The sequence below is a fragment of the Flavobacterium sedimenticola genome, from assembly GCF_030053345.1.
Taxonomy (GTDB): domain Bacteria; phylum Bacteroidota; class Bacteroidia; order Flavobacteriales; family Flavobacteriaceae; genus Flavobacterium; species Flavobacterium sedimenticola.
In genome coordinates, this window is sequence record NZ_JASGBP010000001.1 from 1 (window position 1) to 17,610 (window position 17,610).

General features: G+C 40.7%; 16 protein-coding genes. 5 read left to right on the forward strand and 11 right to left on the reverse strand.

What is annotated here, in order from left to right; genetic code table 11:
- A partial coding sequence (locus tag QHT84_RS00005; protein WP_283237484.1) for a choice-of-anchor L domain-containing protein occupies positions 1–3,855 on the reverse strand: 3,855 nt, incomplete at its 3' end.
- A gap of 128 nt (positions 3,856–3,983) precedes the next feature.
- Here QHT84_RS00005 and QHT84_RS00010 point away from each other — a divergent pair.
- The 4 genes from QHT84_RS00010 (at position 3,984) to QHT84_RS00025 (ending at position 8,407) form a co-directional block, all read left to right on the forward strand.
- Positions 3,984–4,880, forward strand: coding sequence for a NifU family protein (locus tag QHT84_RS00010; protein WP_283237485.1), 897 nt, complete (start codon positions 3,984–3,986; stop codon positions 4,878–4,880).
- Between the two features lie 185 nt (positions 4,881–5,065).
- The gene (locus QHT84_RS00015; protein WP_283237486.1) at positions 5,066–7,090 is read left to right on the forward strand and encodes a thioredoxin domain-containing protein; all 2,025 of its coding nucleotides are present in this window, start codon (positions 5,066–5,068) and stop codon (positions 7,088–7,090) included.
- A 47-nt stretch (positions 7,091–7,137) separates the two neighbouring features.
- Complete coding sequence (locus tag QHT84_RS00020) at positions 7,138–7,497, forward strand: hypothetical protein (RefSeq protein WP_283237487.1); 360 nt, start codon at positions 7,138–7,140, stop codon at positions 7,495–7,497.
- A 76-nt stretch (positions 7,498–7,573) separates the two neighbouring features.
- On the forward strand, positions 7,574–8,407 hold the full coding sequence (locus QHT84_RS00025) for a mechanosensitive ion channel family protein (RefSeq protein ID WP_283237488.1): 834 nt from the start codon (positions 7,574–7,576) through the stop codon (positions 8,405–8,407).
- 3 nt (positions 8,408–8,410) lie between these two features.
- Here QHT84_RS00025 and tsaB read toward each other — a convergent pair whose 3' ends face one another.
- The 3 genes from tsaB to QHT84_RS00040 are packed head-to-tail and all read right to left on the reverse strand — an operon-like array spanning position 8,411 to position 11,750.
- Positions 8,411–9,070, reverse strand: coding sequence for a tRNA (adenosine(37)-N6)-threonylcarbamoyltransferase complex dimerization subunit type 1 TsaB (tsaB, locus tag QHT84_RS00030; RefSeq protein ID WP_283237489.1), 660 nt, complete (start codon positions 9,068–9,070; stop codon positions 8,411–8,413).
- A gap of 4 nt (positions 9,071–9,074) precedes the next feature.
- Positions 9,075–10,370, reverse strand: coding sequence for an efflux RND transporter periplasmic adaptor subunit (locus tag QHT84_RS00035; RefSeq protein ID WP_283237490.1), 1,296 nt, complete (start codon positions 10,368–10,370; stop codon positions 9,075–9,077).
- 3 nt (positions 10,371–10,373) lie between these two features.
- Positions 10,374–11,750, reverse strand: a complete 1,377-nt coding sequence (locus tag QHT84_RS00040) for a TolC family protein (protein WP_283237491.1) — start codon at positions 11,748–11,750, stop codon at positions 10,374–10,376.
- Between the two features lie 250 nt (positions 11,751–12,000).
- Here QHT84_RS00040 and QHT84_RS00045 point away from each other — a divergent pair, with 250 nt between their 5' ends.
- On the forward strand, positions 12,001–13,299 hold the full coding sequence (locus tag QHT84_RS00045; RefSeq protein WP_283237492.1) for a DUF4403 family protein: 1,299 nt from the start codon (positions 12,001–12,003) through the stop codon (positions 13,297–13,299).
- Here QHT84_RS00045 and QHT84_RS00050 read toward each other — a convergent pair.
- The 7 genes from QHT84_RS00050 to QHT84_RS00080 all read right to left on the reverse strand — a co-directional run bounded on the left by QHT84_RS00050 (position 13,296) and on the right by QHT84_RS00080 (position 17,609).
- Positions 13,296–13,550: a hypothetical protein gene (locus QHT84_RS00050; protein ID WP_283237493.1), complete on the reverse strand. Its 255-nt coding sequence runs from the start codon at positions 13,548–13,550 to the stop codon at positions 13,296–13,298. The genes QHT84_RS00045 and QHT84_RS00050 overlap by 4 nt on opposite strands.
- Positions 13,551–13,554: 4 nt before the next feature.
- Positions 13,555–14,145, reverse strand: coding sequence for a DUF420 domain-containing protein (locus tag QHT84_RS00055; RefSeq protein WP_283237494.1), 591 nt, complete (start codon positions 14,143–14,145; stop codon positions 13,555–13,557).
- On the reverse strand, positions 14,138–14,827 hold the full coding sequence (locus tag QHT84_RS00060; protein ID WP_283237495.1) for an SCO family protein: 690 nt from the start codon (positions 14,825–14,827) through the stop codon (positions 14,138–14,140). Before QHT84_RS00060 ends, QHT84_RS00055 begins: the two co-directional genes overlap by 8 nt.
- A gap of 8 nt (positions 14,828–14,835) precedes the next feature.
- The gene (locus QHT84_RS00065) at positions 14,836–15,492 is read right to left on the reverse strand and encodes a hypothetical protein (RefSeq protein WP_283237496.1); all 657 of its coding nucleotides are present in this window, start codon (positions 15,490–15,492) and stop codon (positions 14,836–14,838) included.
- Positions 15,493–15,567: 75 nt separating this feature from the next.
- Positions 15,568–15,924: a cytochrome C oxidase subunit IV family protein gene (locus QHT84_RS00070; RefSeq protein WP_283237497.1), complete on the reverse strand. Its 357-nt coding sequence runs from the start codon at positions 15,922–15,924 to the stop codon at positions 15,568–15,570.
- A gap of 22 nt (positions 15,925–15,946) precedes the next feature.
- Positions 15,947–16,975, reverse strand: a complete 1,029-nt coding sequence (locus QHT84_RS00075) for a cytochrome c oxidase subunit 3 (RefSeq protein WP_283237498.1) — start codon at positions 16,973–16,975, stop codon at positions 15,947–15,949.
- Between the two features lie 43 nt (positions 16,976–17,018).
- On the reverse strand, positions 17,019–17,609 hold the full coding sequence (locus QHT84_RS00080; protein WP_283237499.1) for a cytochrome c oxidase subunit 3: 591 nt from the start codon (positions 17,607–17,609) through the stop codon (positions 17,019–17,021).
- Position 17,610: the final 1 nt, after the last annotated feature.

Consider the following 17,610-nt stretch of genomic DNA (forward strand, 5'->3'; position numbering starts at 1 on the left):
ACTCGTCTCCGATGTAATCGCATTGGCATCGTTTTGAGCATCCGCTAAAGTCGTGTGGAACGTAACATCGGTAAGCGTCGGGTCGATACCTCCCAATATCTCCGGTTCTACACTGCTTAAATCAAATGTCTCATACCCCACAGCACCCGTGTAATCACACAATTGGTAATCGGCTGGTGTAGTGGCCTCAGGGGTTGGGTCTACAATCAATTGTAATTGTACATAGTTGGCACAACCGGTTAAGGTATAGAACACACGTACATAAATCGTTTGTGTACACGGATCGATATTGTAATACGGACTCGCTATAGGATTGGCGCCGGTCTCGGCATCGGTTTGGGTTTCGTGGTAGGTAATGGAAACTCCCGGTACCGGCCATACTCCTCCGGCAATCTCTACCGAGGCATCTTCTAAATTAAATTCTCCGAAACAATCGTTGTTCGGATCACAATAGTGTAACGGTTGCGGCGTTAAGGCCACCGGTCCTTGAGTTACCTCTAACAACTGTGTTGTAGTGGCATAACAGCCCGTATCATTATCCTCAACGCGGATGTACACAATTTCGTTATCCGTACCGGTATAATCTAATGGGGCTGTAATTGGAGTGGTTTCGTTCTGTGCATCGAGTAAGGTGTTGTAATAGGTAACTGTTACATTGCCTACTCCTCCGGTTACTTGCGCTTCACTAACCGTCAAATCAAACTGCGCCTGATTGCTCAAACCATTACTACATTGGAATATCGGGTCGGGTTGGGTAACACTCGGTAGCGGATTCACATTGATAAAGAATGAACTTACCGTGTTACAACCCGTAGTAGTGTTGCGAATGTTAATCCATATCTCTTGCGGAGCCCCGATAACCGTATTGGTGTACAAGTTCGGTAACGAGTTGGTTTGGTTAGCCGCATCAGTCGGGTTATCATAGTAACCGATAGCCACGTTGGTCTGACCGTTGGCAATCTCCAAATCTTTACTGTTTAAGGTAAAGACTTCCACACCATCACCCGGATTGTTGTAATCACACAACTCGTAATCCGAAATCACCGGATTGGCCAATGGCAATGGGTTTATAATTAAATTAAAAGTTGTATTGGAGTAACAAGCCGGAGAACCGTTGTTGTACGCTCTTACATAAATCGTTTGGAAGCCCGGGTCGATATTACAATACGGACTCGCCAGAGGGTTAGCACCCGTTTGCGAATTGGTTAACGTCTCATGGAACGTAACCACTATATTAGGGTCACCTCCGGTAATCTCGTTGATCTTAGTGTTGAAATCAAAATTACAGTAAAAACCATCGTTATTGTTGCTGTCATCACATACCACATAATCCGTAGGTGTACTGATGACAGGTGCCGTGTTAACAGTCACGGTAGCGGAACCCGTTTGAGCTTGGCCGCAGGCAGGCGTGTTACCGCTACCATCCTGAACGCTTACCAGAGTGTAAGTGGTTGTAACAGTCAACGGACCCGTTAAAAGTCCAGCGCTACCTGAAGCATCCGTGGTAATGGTCTGATTTGGTCCGTTATTCACAGTGTACGTTACAGTTGTAAACGGAGAACCATTAAAAGAAATTGTGGTCGAATCCCCCGAGCATATCGTGGCAGTTCCCGAAATCGCTACAAAAGGCAGCGGAACAACGGTAACAATTGCGGAGCCAGTTTGTGTTTGTGAACAAGTTGTGGCTGGATTTACAACATTAACCAAGTTATACGTTACAGAAGAAGTTAAAACCGGAGTTGTAATGGTTGCTATTCCGGTTCCGCTCAGCGTTACAGTCTGATTCGGATTTGAATTAATATTGTAGGTCACCACTGCATTAGGGGTTCCGGTAAATGTAATCACAGCTGTATTCCCGGAGCATATAGATGTAGTTCCCGAGATAGTAACCGTAGGCAAAGGATTCACTGTAACAACTGCTGAACCGGTAATTGCTCTGGTACAGTTGGTGGTGTTGTTTAAAACACTCACTAAGGTATACGTTGAATTCGCAGTTAAATTAGGAGTGGTTACTGTATTGGTTCCGGTACCATCTAACACTACAGTTTGATTAGGACTACCATCTACCGTATAGGTAACGGTGGCATTCGGCGTACCGTTAAAGGTAATCACCGTATTGTTTCCGGAACAAATTGATGTTGTTCCCGAGATTGTTGCGGTTGGCAAAGGATTTACAACCAACTGAAAACTGGTGGTCCCAAAGCTGGTAGGATCGGAATTATCTTCTAATCTAACGTATATCGTTTGTCCGTTTGTCCCTGAAAAAGAAATAATAGGATTGATTGCATTTATGTCATTATTGGCATCATTTTGAGAGAGATGATACGATACCGTATAATCTGCTGCGGGATAGGTTCCCAAAACTATGGCTGTTTGCGGTGTAAAATCAAAGTTTGCTGTACCGCTGCCAAAACTGTTTTCGCATAGCGTTAACGTCGGTGGCGGATTAGGAATAGGGTCTGACGTACACAAAAGCGGATTGATATGTAGCGTAAATTGCGTTATGGCAATACAACCGGTCATATCGTCTTCAACTGCCGCATAAATAATTTCTCCATCAAAACCAATGTAGTTAGAAGGGTTCGAGATAGGTGCAATTAATTCTTGAGCTTCGAATAACGTATGATGAAAAGTCAACGTATTACTTAATCCATTCAAAATAACCGGCGTGTTTTGAGTTAAGTCAAACGGGTTAGCGCAAACGGTCAAATCATTAGGCGTCCCTAAGTCCAAACCGGGAATGTATTCCACTATCACACAATCGGTTTGTTGACAACCGCTCGGATAGGTAATGGTAACACAATATTCCCCTTCTTGAGTAACATCGAGCGTATGTCCGGTAGCCCCGGGAATCGTTCCGGTATTAAACGTCCAAGAATAGGTTGCTCCGACTATAGGTGTCGTACTAGCCTGAATTGTCAATGCTTCCGAGGCACAAATAGCATTAGTCCCCGAAAAATCTCCCAAACCATCATATTGTCCTGTTCCAGTAATATTAGCCGAACCGATATCAAAACTTCCGGCTCCTAAAAACACGGCCGAATCCAAGGCATTGTCATTTCGGTCAGCAATAACTAATTTTATGTGGTACACATTATTAGGAATAACCGCCGAAGTAGCCGTCATCAGAACGGTTTCCCCGTTAAAATTAGTAGCAGAAGTCACATCGTTTGGAGGTCCGTTGAAACCACCAAAATACCCCGGATTTACCGACGGACATCCTCCGTTAAACGCATTATCTCTAATGGTAATTACAGAAATAGGTGTTGTAGTACTCGGCACCAAAGCCAAGTTAGTCGTTGGTGTTCCGGCCGTAACGTTTGTTAAAAAAAAAGCAAAGGCATCCGAGAATGTACACTGGAAAGTCCCATACTCTTCCGAAACAAACAAGAAATCAAAACTCATTTGATTGGTCAACGGAGTAAAATCAAATTCTAAAATCGTGGCATTGTTGTAATCTGTCAAACCGGGATCAATACCCAATCCTTGTATGTAGGTAAACAAATCATTATCTCCCGGCCATCCGAAACCGCCATCACTCAGGGTAGAATCGTTGGGACCCGGCGCATTCATGACATTACCCGAAGACAAGATTACACCCGAAGTCAGTGGAAAGTTCGGATTGGTGTTTTGAAAATAGCCTATCCCGTTGGTAGACCCAAAGTTGGTTCCTGTACTCCACGTAATGTTACTTATCGTACCCACACAAGAATTAGTTCCCCCTGTCGGATTCGAAAAAAGGACATCCTGTACTAACTGAGGAACAGTATAAGTGGTGGTGTTTACTGTAATAGCTTGGGAATAAGAATTTAAAACTCCGGCTATTAACAAAAGTAAAAGTAAAATCCTTTTCATGCTTAGTAGTTTAGTTGTGTTGGTTGGTTGTTTTTTTTCATTAAATGTTAATTTAATGTTTAATTGTCCAAATATAAGTATTCACAGAAAATAACTTTGTTAAATTTGCAGAAAAATATTCCAAATCCATGAAAATCATCATAAAAGAAACCCAAAATCCAACGATAATTAAATTTGAATTCCCCGATTTTATTACGCAAAACGAAAGTTTCGAATTCAAAAACATCGATGAAGCTAAAAATTCGCCTTTAGCCCAACAGTTATTCTACTTGCCTTTCGTAAAAACGGTATACATTTCGGGCAACTTTATCGCGGTTGAGCGTTTCAGTATCGTAGATTGGGCTGATGTCAAAGAAGAAGTGGCCGAGCAAATCGAAAATTATGTCAACAATGGTGGTGTTATTGTACTTCCTCCCGAAAACCAAACCAGAAAAATGCCGGTTTCCGTATACGGAGAAACAACGCCTAACCCATCAGCTCTCAAGTTTGTAGTTAACAAAGCGTTGACCAAAACCACGGTTGAGTTTAAAAACATCGATGAAGCTCAAGCATCCCCATTGGCGCAGGAATTATTTAAGTTTCACTACGTAAAAGAAATTTTTATCTCTGAGAATTACGTATCCGTAACCAAATATGACAGTATTTCGTGGGACGAAATCACACTCGAATTACGCACATTTATCAAACAATTTATCGAAAACGGCGGTACGGTCATCGACGATAGCCTCATTCAAAATGACATCAAACAAGAGAAACAGCAAATCAAAAACTTCGACAACCTGGATGTAACCTCACAACAAATTGTGAACATCCTCGAAGAATATGTGAAACCCGCGGTAGCAGCCGACGGCGGCAACATACTCTTCGACTCTTACGACGAAAAAGACAAAAAGGTAAAAGTGGTGCTTCAAGGTTCTTGCAACGGCTGTCCGTCATCGACCTTCACCCTCAAAAACGGCATCGAAAACATGCTTAAAAGCATGCTCAACGACAACCAAATTGTAGTCGAAGCACTTAACGGATAACCCTGTTTCAAAAAAAAGAAGTACCTTTAAGCGTCCGAAATTGGACGCTTTTTTTATAATTTTTTTGAAGCTTTTTCCCGCTATCCGTTACAATCTTTTTGTTTTGTGCTCCAACTTCCCGATACTTCGGACACCGGCACAAAACAAAAAGGATTTTCACTGCTATCGGGGCTAAACAATCCAATATGAACGAACTCCACCTCGAAACCAGTCCATACCTGCTCCAACACGCCAACAATCCTGTGCATTGGAAAGCTTGGAACGAGTCGGCTTTAGCGCAAGCTCAAAACCAAAACAAACTTATCATTATCAGTATCGGTTATTCGGCTTGTCATTGGTGCCATGTTATGGAACACGAGAGTTTCGAAGATACAGAAGTCGCAGCGGTAATGAATGCACACTTCATCAACATCAAAGTCGACCGCGAAGAACGGCCCGATATCGATGCGGTGTACATGAAAGCGGTACAAGTCATGACCGGTCATGGCGGCTGGCCTATGAATGTGGTTACCTTGCCGGACGGCAGACCCATTTGGGGCGGCACCTATTTCCGAAAAAACGAATGGATCAATGCCCTCGAAAAACTGCAGGAAATCTACCGGGAAAATCCCGAAACCATCTACGACTATGCCCAGCAACTTCACGAAGGGTTACAAACCATCAGCATCATCCCTAAAACCGCTTCGGAAACGGTATTCGACCCCAAAACACTGACCCAACATCTCGAAAAATGGCAACGCAGTTTTGATTGGGAGTTTGGCGGCATGGCGCGCGCACCCAAGTTTATGATGCCGACCAACTACGAGTTTTTATTGCGTTACGGCTATCAAACCCAAAACACCGAGTTGCTCAATTTTGTCTATCTCACCCTAACCAAAATGGCTTATGGTGGTTTATTCGATACGGTTGACGGCGGTTTTTCTCGCTATTCGGTGGACTTGAAATGGCATGTACCCCATTTCGAAAAAATGTTGTACGACAACGGGCAACTGGTATCGCTCTATGCCAACGCCTACAAACTTTCCGGCAATGACTTGTACAAGGAAATCATCGAAAAAACATTGCAGTTTGTGGAAAAAGAATGGCTTACCTCAGAAGGTAGTTTTTATGCCGCACTCGACGCCGACAGCCTAAACTCGGAGAATCATTTGGAAGAAGGCGCTTTTTATGTGTGGACCAAGACCGAGCTGCAAGCACTCTTAGGAACCGATTACGAGTTGTTCTCCGAAGTTTTCAACGTAAACGATTTTGGCCATTGGGAACAGGGTAACTATGTGTTAATTCAAAATCAGTCAACGGAAACCATTGCGGCCCAACATCACCTAGACACAGCCGTTTTAGCCGCAAAGAAGAAAAAATGGGAAAACCTCCTTTATAGTGCCCGGTCCAAACGAAGTAAACCCCGATTGGACGACAAATGCATCACCTCTTGGAACGCCATAATGCTCAAAGGCTTTGTAGATGCCTATAAGGCATTGGGCAATGTAAAATACTTGAACATTGCCCTGCAAAACGCGCGTTTTATTACGCAAAAACTTTGGTCACCTGAAGGTCATTTGTACCGAACCTACAAAAACGGAAAAGCCACTATTAATGCCTATCTGGAGGATTATGCTCAGGTTATCAACGCTTTGATAGCCTTGTATGAGGCAACTTTGGACGCGTCTTGGTTGGACACCGCCAAGCAACTCACCGATTATTGTTTTGATTTTTTTTATGATAAAAAAGAAGCTTTTTTTGCATACACCTCGCAAAAAGACCAACCTTTGATTACTCCTCATTTTGAAACGGAAGATAATGTGATTCCGGCCGCCAATTCGGTGATGGCACACAATTTATTTCAATTGGGTATTTATTATCACAACACCTATTATGAATCGGTAGCCGAAAAAATGGTGCGCTATATGATGCCCAATATCGATTATCCTTCTGCTTATTCCAATTGGTTACACCTTTCTTTGAAGTATTCGGAACAGAATCGGGAATTGGCCATTTGCGGCCCGGAAGCGTTGGACTATGTTTTCAAAATAAATCAAAAATACACCCCTAACATTGTGGTGGCGGGTACTCTCGACCAAAGCCATCTTCCTTTCTTAACCGGTCGTTCTTCTCAAAATCAGACACTGCTGTATTTGTGTCAAAACAAGACTTGTCAACTACCAAGCACTGATTTTGAGCAAATTATACAGGAAATCACTTCGTTTTCTTAGAAAAAATTCGTACTATTGTTAGTAGTAACCAAATAAAAACAACAGGTATGGGATTGGGTAATTTTTTTAAGAATTTATTCGGCGGCTCCAAAGGAAACGTCGGAGGACAAACACAACAAATGGCGGAAGAAACCATTGAAAAAGTTAAAGACATGGCCGAACCGGTTGTGGATAAATTAGAAACGTTTGTGGAAACAGCTCAGGAAAAAATCAGCGAGTTGGTGCCGCAAGCAGCCGACACGATTGAAAACGTAGTTGAAAATGCCAAAGAAAAAATCAGCACGTTTACGGAAAACGCCACCGACACCGTGAAAGAAAAAATCAGTGCCTTTACCGGTGACAGCTCCGAAAACACTGAAGAAGCTATTAAAGAAACGGTAAATCGTGTAGAAGAAGACGCGGACTAATTTTAAAAATCAGTATTTTTGCTTTCATTATTATCCCGAATCCCGAGACTTCGGGAAGGGATTTTTTTATCAAAGCATGGAAAAAAAAGAACTGGAATACATCCACTCATTCGCCGAATATGTTGACCGATTTATTCGGTTGCTGATTGATTATTCTCCTAAGCTCGTTTCAGCATTAATCATACTCTTCGTTGGGCTGTACGTCATTCGTTTCATCAACCGATTGGTTCGAAAAATAATGGTGAAACGAGAACTCGACCCCACCTTATCTAAGTTTTTAGCCGACAGTTTGCTTTGGGCGTTGCGGGTTTTACTTTTTGTGACTTTTATTTCAAAACTAGGTATCGAAACCTCGTCTTTTGTGGCTATCTTGGGAGCGGCCGGTTTAGCCATTGGCTTATCGTTGCAAGGCTCGCTTTCTAATTTTGCCGGCGGGATGTTGATTATCTTGTTCAAACCTTTTCGCGTAGGCGATACGATTGAAGCACAAGGCGTTGTCGGAACGGTGTTAGAGATTCAGATTTTTGTCACTAAGTTAATCACCGGCAACAACCAAACCATCTTTGTGCCAAACGGTATTCTTTCAAACGGTGTGATTATCAATTACTCCATGCAAGGTAACCGCCGAGCTGATTTGGTTTTTTCGCTTTCGTATGATACCAATATCAAAACTGCTAAAGATATTGTGATGCAGGTAATGTTAAACCACCCTAAGGTATTGAAGAATCCGGCACCAACGGTAACGGTACGCGACTTAACCGATTCGGCGATTCACTTATCCATTAAGCCGTGGGCTAAAAATGTCGATTTTGGTGATATGAGCTCGGATATTCTTGAAAACTGCAAAGAAGCTTTTGATGCTGCAGGCATCGTTACTCAACCTTTTGTCCGAGAAGCATCGAAAGGATAATACTTACTTGGTCAGCATAAAATCTTTCAGATAGAACGGCTCAAAATACGCCACATCTTCAAAAAGTTGCTGTTGGTATTTACCATAACTCATAGCGCTCATGTGTTGGGCCGAAGGGAAAACAATTTCGGGCAGAAACACAAAATTCTCTCGAGTCAAAACCGTTTTGCATTTCTCCTGACAATCGCCCACTAAATATACGGTATCGGTAACCGAAGCATAACTTTCTGAGGTGAGAATTTCAGCTTGTACTTCCTGAATCTTTTTTTTATTACTATCAAAAACGGCACTGTACACCTCCATTCTGCGTGCGTCAATCATGGGAATTACCCAACCGTCATTTTGAGAAACTGCGGCAGCCAAAACCGCTAACGTGTCTACCGCAATTAACGGAATTTGCAAGGCGTAACACAACCCTTTGGCCGCCGAAACACCAATGCGCAATCCGGTATATGACCCCGGACCTTTACTGACCGCTATAGCGTTCAGGTCTTTTAAATGAATCCCGCTCTCTTGTAAAATGTTCTCGATAAAAACATGCAATTTTTCGGCATGTGAATACCCCTGCTCGGCAATTTCTTGACACAAAATTGTAGTTCCGTTATGCGCCAGAGACACCGAACAATTTTTAGTAGCCGTTTCTATGTTTAAAATATAGGCCAAGGAATTATTTTTTAGCTTTTTCTGTCTCTTTTTTCGATCTCACTTTGTCGCCCGATTTCAAGTCTTTAGTCACCGTGGTGTAGGGTCCTACGATTACTACATCGCCTTTCTTTAAGCCCGAAACTACTTCGATGTTCGTGTCGTCTTGAATTCCGGTTTTGATGACTCTGATTTTGGCTTTGTCACCTTCTTTTACAAAAACACATTCAAATTTTTTGTCGCTTTTGCCCAGGACTTTTTTGGCTTCGCCTTCCATCTTAGGTTCGTCTTTAGACGTTGCTGCTGTATCGTTTTTCACTACCACTGAACTGATAGGCACTCCGATTACTTTTTCTTTTCGCTTGGTAATGATATCAACCGTAGCGGTCATTCCGGGTCTGAACGGGGAATAGCTGGCCGGTTTGCCTTCCAATAAGTCTTGATACGATTCTTTTAGAATGCGAACTTTCACTTTAAAATTAGTTACCTGATCTGCCGTGGTAGTCGTACTGGCCGAATTGGAAATACTGGTTACGATTCCTTTAAACTCTTTTTTCAAATAGGCATCCACTTGTATTTTAGTGCTGTCGCCGATACTCACTTTCACAATATCATTTTCGTTGACATCTACTTCCACTTCCATATTATCCAAATTGGCCACTCTTAGCAATTCGGTTCCGGTCATTTGTTGCGTTCCCAAAACGCGTTCTCCTAATTCAACCCCTAAGGAAGAAATGGTACCGTCGGCCGGAGAATAAATGGTGGTTCGGCCTAAGTTGTCTTTGGCTTCTCTCACCGTAGCATTAGCACTTTGTACGTTGTAGTACGCCGACTCTTTGTTGGCTTTGGCCACTTCAAAAGATGCCACGGCTTTATCCCATTCGGATTTGGAGATAATACCTTTATCGTAAAGTGTTTTACTGCGATCGTAACTGGCTTTGGCTTCTTTGAAAGAGGCATCGGCCTGACTTAAACCGGCTTTGGTTCCCGACAAATTAGAAACGGTTCGGTTGTAACCCGAAGTATATAAATCGGGATTTATCTTCACCAGAAGTTGTCCTTTTTTTACCACTTGTCCTTCTTTGACCGGCAAATCAATAATCTCTCCGGATACTTCAGATGAAATTTTCACTTCAATTTCGGGTTGAATTTTTCCGGTGGCAGAGACTGTTTCTACTATCGTAATTTCATCGGCCTGAGCGGTTTCAATTTCGACACCTTCCTCTTTATTACCAATAGCTCCCGATTTAGAAAGCAACAATAGTACTATTAAAATAAAAACTAAGATTCCTGTTATCCAGTATATTTTTTTCTTTGACATGATTTATGGTTTTTGAATGATTGGGATTCCAAAATAAAGTTCTACCACTTTGGTTTTAAATATGTAATCGTATTTGGCACGAATAGCATCGGATTGAGAATTCACATACAGTGTTTGGGCTTGGTTGTAATCGAAGGTATTCATCATTCCTACTGCAAACTTTTCTTTGGCATAATTAAACGCTTCCAGACGGGCTTCTAAAGCCGCGATAGATGCCTCGTAGGTATTGAGCGCTCCTTTGGTATCGGTAATCGCTTTGTACACATTCGTTTCTAAATCGAGTTTGGCCTGCTCGAAAGCATTTTTGGATCTCTCGTAAGCGACTTTGTTTCGCTCGACATTATTTTTAGCGGAAAAACCATTAAAAATGGGAACACTGACTTGAACCCCGAAATTATGTCCTTTGTTATCGCTAAACTGATCGAAGACCGGTAGCGGGCCGGCAATGATTGGCACACCGTTACTATCTATACCGATAATTCGGTCCGAGTAACTGGCGTTAGTACCGAAATTATACCCAAAAGAAACGCTCGGCTGAAGCGCGCCTCTGGCGATTTTGACATCTCTTTCGGCGATGTCTAAATTGGCTTTTGCTATTTTAATTTCCACGCGTACTTCATTGGCTTTGGATACAATAGCTTCGGGGGTTTCGGACATGACCGGACTTGCTTTAGCCTCAATATCCACATCGGCAATATCAAAAGCGGCAAAATCTTCCAAACGAAGCAATTGCGCCAAACTCAATCGGGAAATCAGCAAACTGTTTTCGGCAGCCACCACTTTTTGTTTATCGGAAGCTACCGTTGCTCTCATATCCAATAAATCGCCTCTCGGAACCATTCCGGCGTCGACCAATTCTTGCGTGCGAACTAGTTGCTTTTCATCGTTAGCTAACTGAGCCTGTTGCACTTTTAGATTTTCTCTGTTAAAAAGAATATCCAAATAAGCATTGGCCACATACAACGAAATGTCGTCCTGCATTTTGGTTAATTGGTATTGAGCGGCCAGTTGGCTGAGTTTTGCTCTTCTCAATCGGTTTTGATTTTGCAATCCGTTGTAAATATCAACACTCGAACTCAAACTCATTTGGGTAAATTGCGTGGTCTGATTTTCTCGCGCATTAGTCACAGGATTGATGTTAGCTCCTATACTCCAAGAGTGAGATCCACTAGCATTTAAATTGGGCAAAAAGTTGCCGACAGCCGCTTTTTTTTCAATGTCGGCTAAGCGGACGTCTAATTCGGATTGCTTGATGGAAATATTGTTCTTGAGGGCATACTCAACACATTCCATGATGGTCCATTTTTTGGTTTGCGCCGAAGAAACTACTCCGAAAAGTAGCGCAAAACCAAACAAAAAGTAGGTGTTTATTATTTTCATATAGGATAGCGTAACGCTCGTTTTTCTTCCGTAAACAAAGATATCGCTTTTGTAATTTCTATCTTCATTTATATTTCTTTGATTTAGACATTTTTTTTTGAATAATGTTACAATAGTATTTCAGATTTAGATTTATTTTTACCGAAAATAATTTTTCATGTCCACGTTTAAAACGATTTTTCAGGTTGCAATCCTTTCATTTCTTATTAATGCATGCTCGACGGCAAAAAGAATTGAAGCCCTAAAACCAATGCCTTCCAACGATGCGCCTATGGTTTATAAAACCAAGACTTCTTTTGTAAACATGCCTTTGGAAATTACGCTGAAAGAGATCGAAAGTCAATTAAACAAGACATTAACCGGTCAGATTTATGACGATTCCAATTTGGAAGATGATAAAACGGAAATGAAAATTTGGAAAACCGCTCCCATAAAAATTATCGAGAAAAATGGCAAGATAGAAACGGTTATGCCTTTGAAAATTTGGTCTCGTTTTAAATACGGCACTGATTTTATGGGTTTAAACGATACCCGCGAAATTAATTTAAACGGCACCATTACCATGATTAGCAGTGTTAGATTATCCAACTGGAAAATGACAACCATTTCTCAGATTGAAGATTTTGAGTGGTCTGAAAGTCCGACTATTTTGGTCGCCGGGAAAAATGTTCCGATTACGTATATTATCAATCCGACGCTTTCTATTTTCAAATCTAAAGTGGCTAAAAAAATTGATGCCGCCATAGAGAAATCGTGTGATTTTAAGCCTTATGTTTTGGATGTTTTAGACAAAATCAGCACTCCGTTCCTCACCAGCGAACACTACCAAACCTGGTTTAAACTCATTCCGATTGAAGTTTATGTGACGGATGCCATACTGGAAAAAACTCAAATTAAAATGGATTTGGGATTGAAGTGCAACATGCAAACCATGGTAGGCATGCAACCGAAAGAGGGTTTCAACCGGGATGCCATTCAATTTAAAGCGGTAACCAAAATGCCCAACTCGATTACTGCCAACATAGTGGGTATTTCGACCTATGAAAGTGCTTCCAAAATAATCACCGGAAATTTTAAAGGACAGGAATTTGCCTCGGGTAACCGAAAAATTACGGTGGAAGAGGTCTCTCTTTGGCAAAAAGACGGTAAAATTATCATTGCTTTAACCATGAGCGGCAGCATTAACGGGACGATTTATTTGTCGGGTATCCCGAATTACAACAGCATTACCAAGGAAATTTATTTTGATCAAATGGATTATGTATTGGACAGCAAAGGAATTCTAACGCGAACTGCCAATTGGTTGTTGCAAGGTATGATTTTGAGAAAAATTCAGGAAAATTGCCGTTATTCTATTAAAGAGAATTTGGAAGAAGGGAAAAAGAATATGTTGCCGTATTTGAATAATTATTCCCCTATGAAAGGGGTTTTTGTAAACGGCACAATGAATGATTTTGAATTTGAAAAAGTAGAAATCACCGACAAAGCCATGATTGCATTTATTACCGCTACCGGAAAAATGAGTGTACGAATCGACGGAATGGATTAAGATTGATTGGCTTTCTTTTTACCGTAATACATTTTGTAAACCACAAAACCTATCCCGGCGACCAACAAATAAGGTATCGCCATCAAGAAAACGATGCCGTCATTTACAGCTTCTACTTTGGCATTATCTCCTGAACTCTCTAAAGAAGCACGACACATCGCGCATTGGGAAAAAGAGAGCACAGGCAACAAACAATACGCAAAAATCAGTAATGCTAATTTTTGGCTTATCCCATTTCTCTTATCTTTCATCGCTTTAATTGGCATAATACGGAGAAATCATCAAGTACACCAAAACCCCTGTCACGGCAACATACAACCAAATCGGGAATGTAATTTTGGCTAATTTCTTATGTCGGTCAAAATGCGCTGCCAAAGCTCTGACGTAAGTAACCAGTACCAAAGGAATAATCGCTACCGATAACACGATATGTGAAATAAGGATAAAGAAGTACACCAAACGCATCGAACCGGCATTGGCTAACTCGGTGGCATCCAAAAGACCATCGTGATTAATATCGCCGTATTTGGTAGAATCGGCAGTCATATGATACGCCACATACATAACCAAAAAAATGACCGAACAAGCGATAGACAAAGTCATCATTCTTTCGTGCACTTTTCGGTTTCCGTTTTTAATGGCCAAAACGCCCATCACTAAAAACAAAGCCGTCATGGCATTGATGGAGGCATAAATTGGCGGCAAAAAAGATAATGGTTCCACATCGAATCCGAAATCTTTGAGCTTCACCGTGAACAAAACGGCAACCGCAACGGGAATGATAATAGATACGGCAATGATGGAACCTTTGAATTTTCCTTCCAGTGTTTTGGGTTCTTTACTCATTTAACAGGGTTTTTATATCTTCTATAATGGCTTTTACGCCTTCTTTTTCTAATCCGTCGTAATACAGTATAGGGTTACCGAATTTATCTTTACGACATCTGATGTTTCCTTCTTTATCAATCAAGGCAAATAATCCCGAATGTTCAAATCCACCTGAGGCATTTTTATTTTCGCCGGCATAGATATTAAATCCTTTGTTTGAAATGTCATAAATGTATTTTTTATCTCCGGTAAGCAAATGCCAATTGGTCGATTTCACTCCGATTAATTCGGCATGTTCCTTCAATACTTTGGCGGTATCGTATTCCGGATTGATGGATATAGAAGCAATTCCGAAATTAGGATTTCCGAAAAATTCATTCTGAATGCTCACCATATTTTTATTCATAATAGGGCAAATAGACGGACAGGTAGAAAAGAAAAATTCTAAAACGTAGACTTTCCCTTTATATGTTTCATTACTAATCTTTACGTTGTTCTGATCGGTAAGTTCAAACTTTGGTGCCGGTCCGACAGTTATTAGGCCGGTTTCGGCACCTTTATTTTTATGATTGGAAACGGCGTCAATTCGGTCGCCTTGAACCACTGTATTGTTTTTAATCCGTTGCACTATTTTAGGGATAAATAAAATCCCGAAGACTAATATAACCAGCGATAATCCTATATACGATTTATTTTTCATGACAGTGATTAGATTTTTCGATCGGCATTATTTCTTTTCAACGCCAAACGATACTCGGCTAATATGATTTTTACATCATCCATCATATCATTGTGTAACTCGGAGGCAGAAGTAGTATTGTATCCTTCTTTGTATTCGGCTTCGCCCTGAACACTTTTCCCTTTGCGACCGCGTAGGTTTCTTTTTTTATCTACAATATAAACGTAAGACGTTCCGGAACGGTTATCGAGTTTTCCCAGCAACTTTAATTCATTAAAATAATTTTGAATTTCCTCGGGTTTGGCAAACACAAAATGATACCCGGACACTTTGGTAATTTTTCCGAGCTCTTTTAAGAGTTTTTGCGCTTGCTCTTGCGTACCGTCGGGCGCCACAAATACCATTTGAAAATCTTTAAACTCATGGTACTTGTTATAAATTTTTTGGTTTAGGGTAAAAAAATTGCCGCTATTGGTCATAATGTCTTGACCCGGAAAACCTAAAATAGTGATTTTTTTATCTAAGGTTACCTCTTTGCCATCTAAAGATTGCCACTGCTGATTTACATCGGGGATATTTGGCGTTATCGTGGGCAAGGTAATAAAACTGTTGACCCCGGAAGCAAAGAAAAGATAGGCTACTATAGGCAGGATAAACAGTACAAAAAGGACAATATTTTTTTTCATGAAATGGCCAAAAACTATAGTACAAAAATAAAAAAATCCCGATGGAATCGGGACTTTTTTTGAATTAATATAGTGTTAAAAATTCCATTTAATAGTAGAATTTTTAAAAACCTCATATACATAATCGGCTTCAACAAGTAAGATGAATACGAGATACAAAACAAGGAAAATAACGGTGGCTACTACAGCCCAACGCAAACTACTTTTTTCACCTTCCATGTGCATGAAAGCCCAAACGATGTAGTATGCTTTGTATAACGTTAAAATAATAAACACCCAGTTAAGCAAATTCATGCTTAGAAAGTTATTCATAAAAAGAAATTCCGGTCTTACAATACCTAAGGCAACCTCAATAATGGTTACAATAGATAATAAGATGAAAACTTTCCAGATTCTTGATGTATTGGATACATGTTCGTGTGCGTGTGACATAATAATCTATGTTTTTCTGTAATTAAACTAAGTAGAAGAAAGTAAATACAAATACCCAAACTAAGTCAACGAAGTGCCAGTAAAGTCCAACTTTCTCCACCATTTCGTAACTTTTTCTCTTTTCGTAAGTTCCTAAAAGAACGTTGAAGTAAATGATAATATTGATAACTACACCTGAAAATACGTGGAAACCGTGAAATCCGGTGATGAAGAAAAAGAAATCGGCAAACAATTTACTACCGTATTCGTTTCGCTCCAAGTTAGCACCTTCTACGACCAAATGAGCATTGGCCACCATGGTTTCAGAAGCTTCTCTGTTCAAAACCTCACGGTGCTTGTTTTTGTTCAAGCCCGGTTGCAACGATTTATTTTCTCGGTCTTCTTTCGTATCTCGGTAAATTTTTTCAGTTCTAACCAATAGTTCCGGATGCGCTTTGAAACCTGCCTGCACTTCAGCTACTGAATAAGACGGTAATGATGGCTCACCTACAAACCATAAACCATTGCTCTTTTTGTGCTGCTCTCTCGCTTCAGGCAAAACCACGGCAACATCCTCTAATTTTACTCTTTTTCCGTTTTTATCCACAAACTGGATAATACTTCCGCCTTTGGTTTCGATAGCTCCGTATTCTCCTTTAATGAAGTTTTTCCACTCCCAAGCTTGCGAACCCACGAAGATTAAACCACCGACAATGGTTAACAACATATAAAACGCTACTTTCTTTTGTTTCATCTGATGTCCGGCATCAACAGCCAAAACCATAGTTACTGATGAGAAAATCAAAATAAAAGTCATTAAGGCCACATAATACATTGGCGCATCTACTCCATGCATAAACGGAAAGTGTGTAAACACTTCGTCAGCAATAGGCCAATTATCGATAAATTTAAATCTTGAAAAACCGTATGCCGCAAGGAAACCGGAGAAGGTCAAAGCATCGGATACGATGAAAAACCACATCATCAATTTACCATAGCTGGCACCCATTGGTTCATTTCCGCCACCCCAAGTATTTTCGTTTGTATTTGCAGTAGTAACTGTAGCTCCCATAAAAGTTATTCGTTAAAAAGTTCCCAAATTTAGATTTTTTTTCTTATTTAAAGAAATATAAAAAGAAAAACAAACAAATCCACAAGAAATCAAGAAAGTGCCAGTACATTGCACCTAGCTCAATTCCAAGTAATTGACTTGAATTGTATTTTTGTTTAAAATGATTATAAATTATGATTAAAAGTGAAATAATCCCTCCGGCCAAGTGTGCTAAGTGAACCACGGCTATTACATACAGGAAAGTAGTGGCAATATTGCTTTGCGGTCCGGTAAAATAATACCCTTGATTCATCAACTGACCAAAGCCTTCAAACTGTAAAAAAACAAAAGCAGCACCCAGAATTAAAGTGACCCACAAAAAACCGGTGGTGGCACTTCTGTTATCCTTTGAAATTGCTTTTTTAGCCAAATGAAACGTCACGCTGCACAAAATAATGGCAAGAGTACTGAAATAAAAAGCTGTCGGAAACTGGAAGTCTTTCATCCAATCTTCTCTCGACTTACTTACGATAAAAGCACTGGTAATCCCGGCAAACATCATAAACATGCTGGCCATGGCGAACCACAACAGCAACTTATACGAGCGTGCGGTTCTTTCTTTATGCTCTGCGGCAGTCATAGGGGTTGTTGCCATA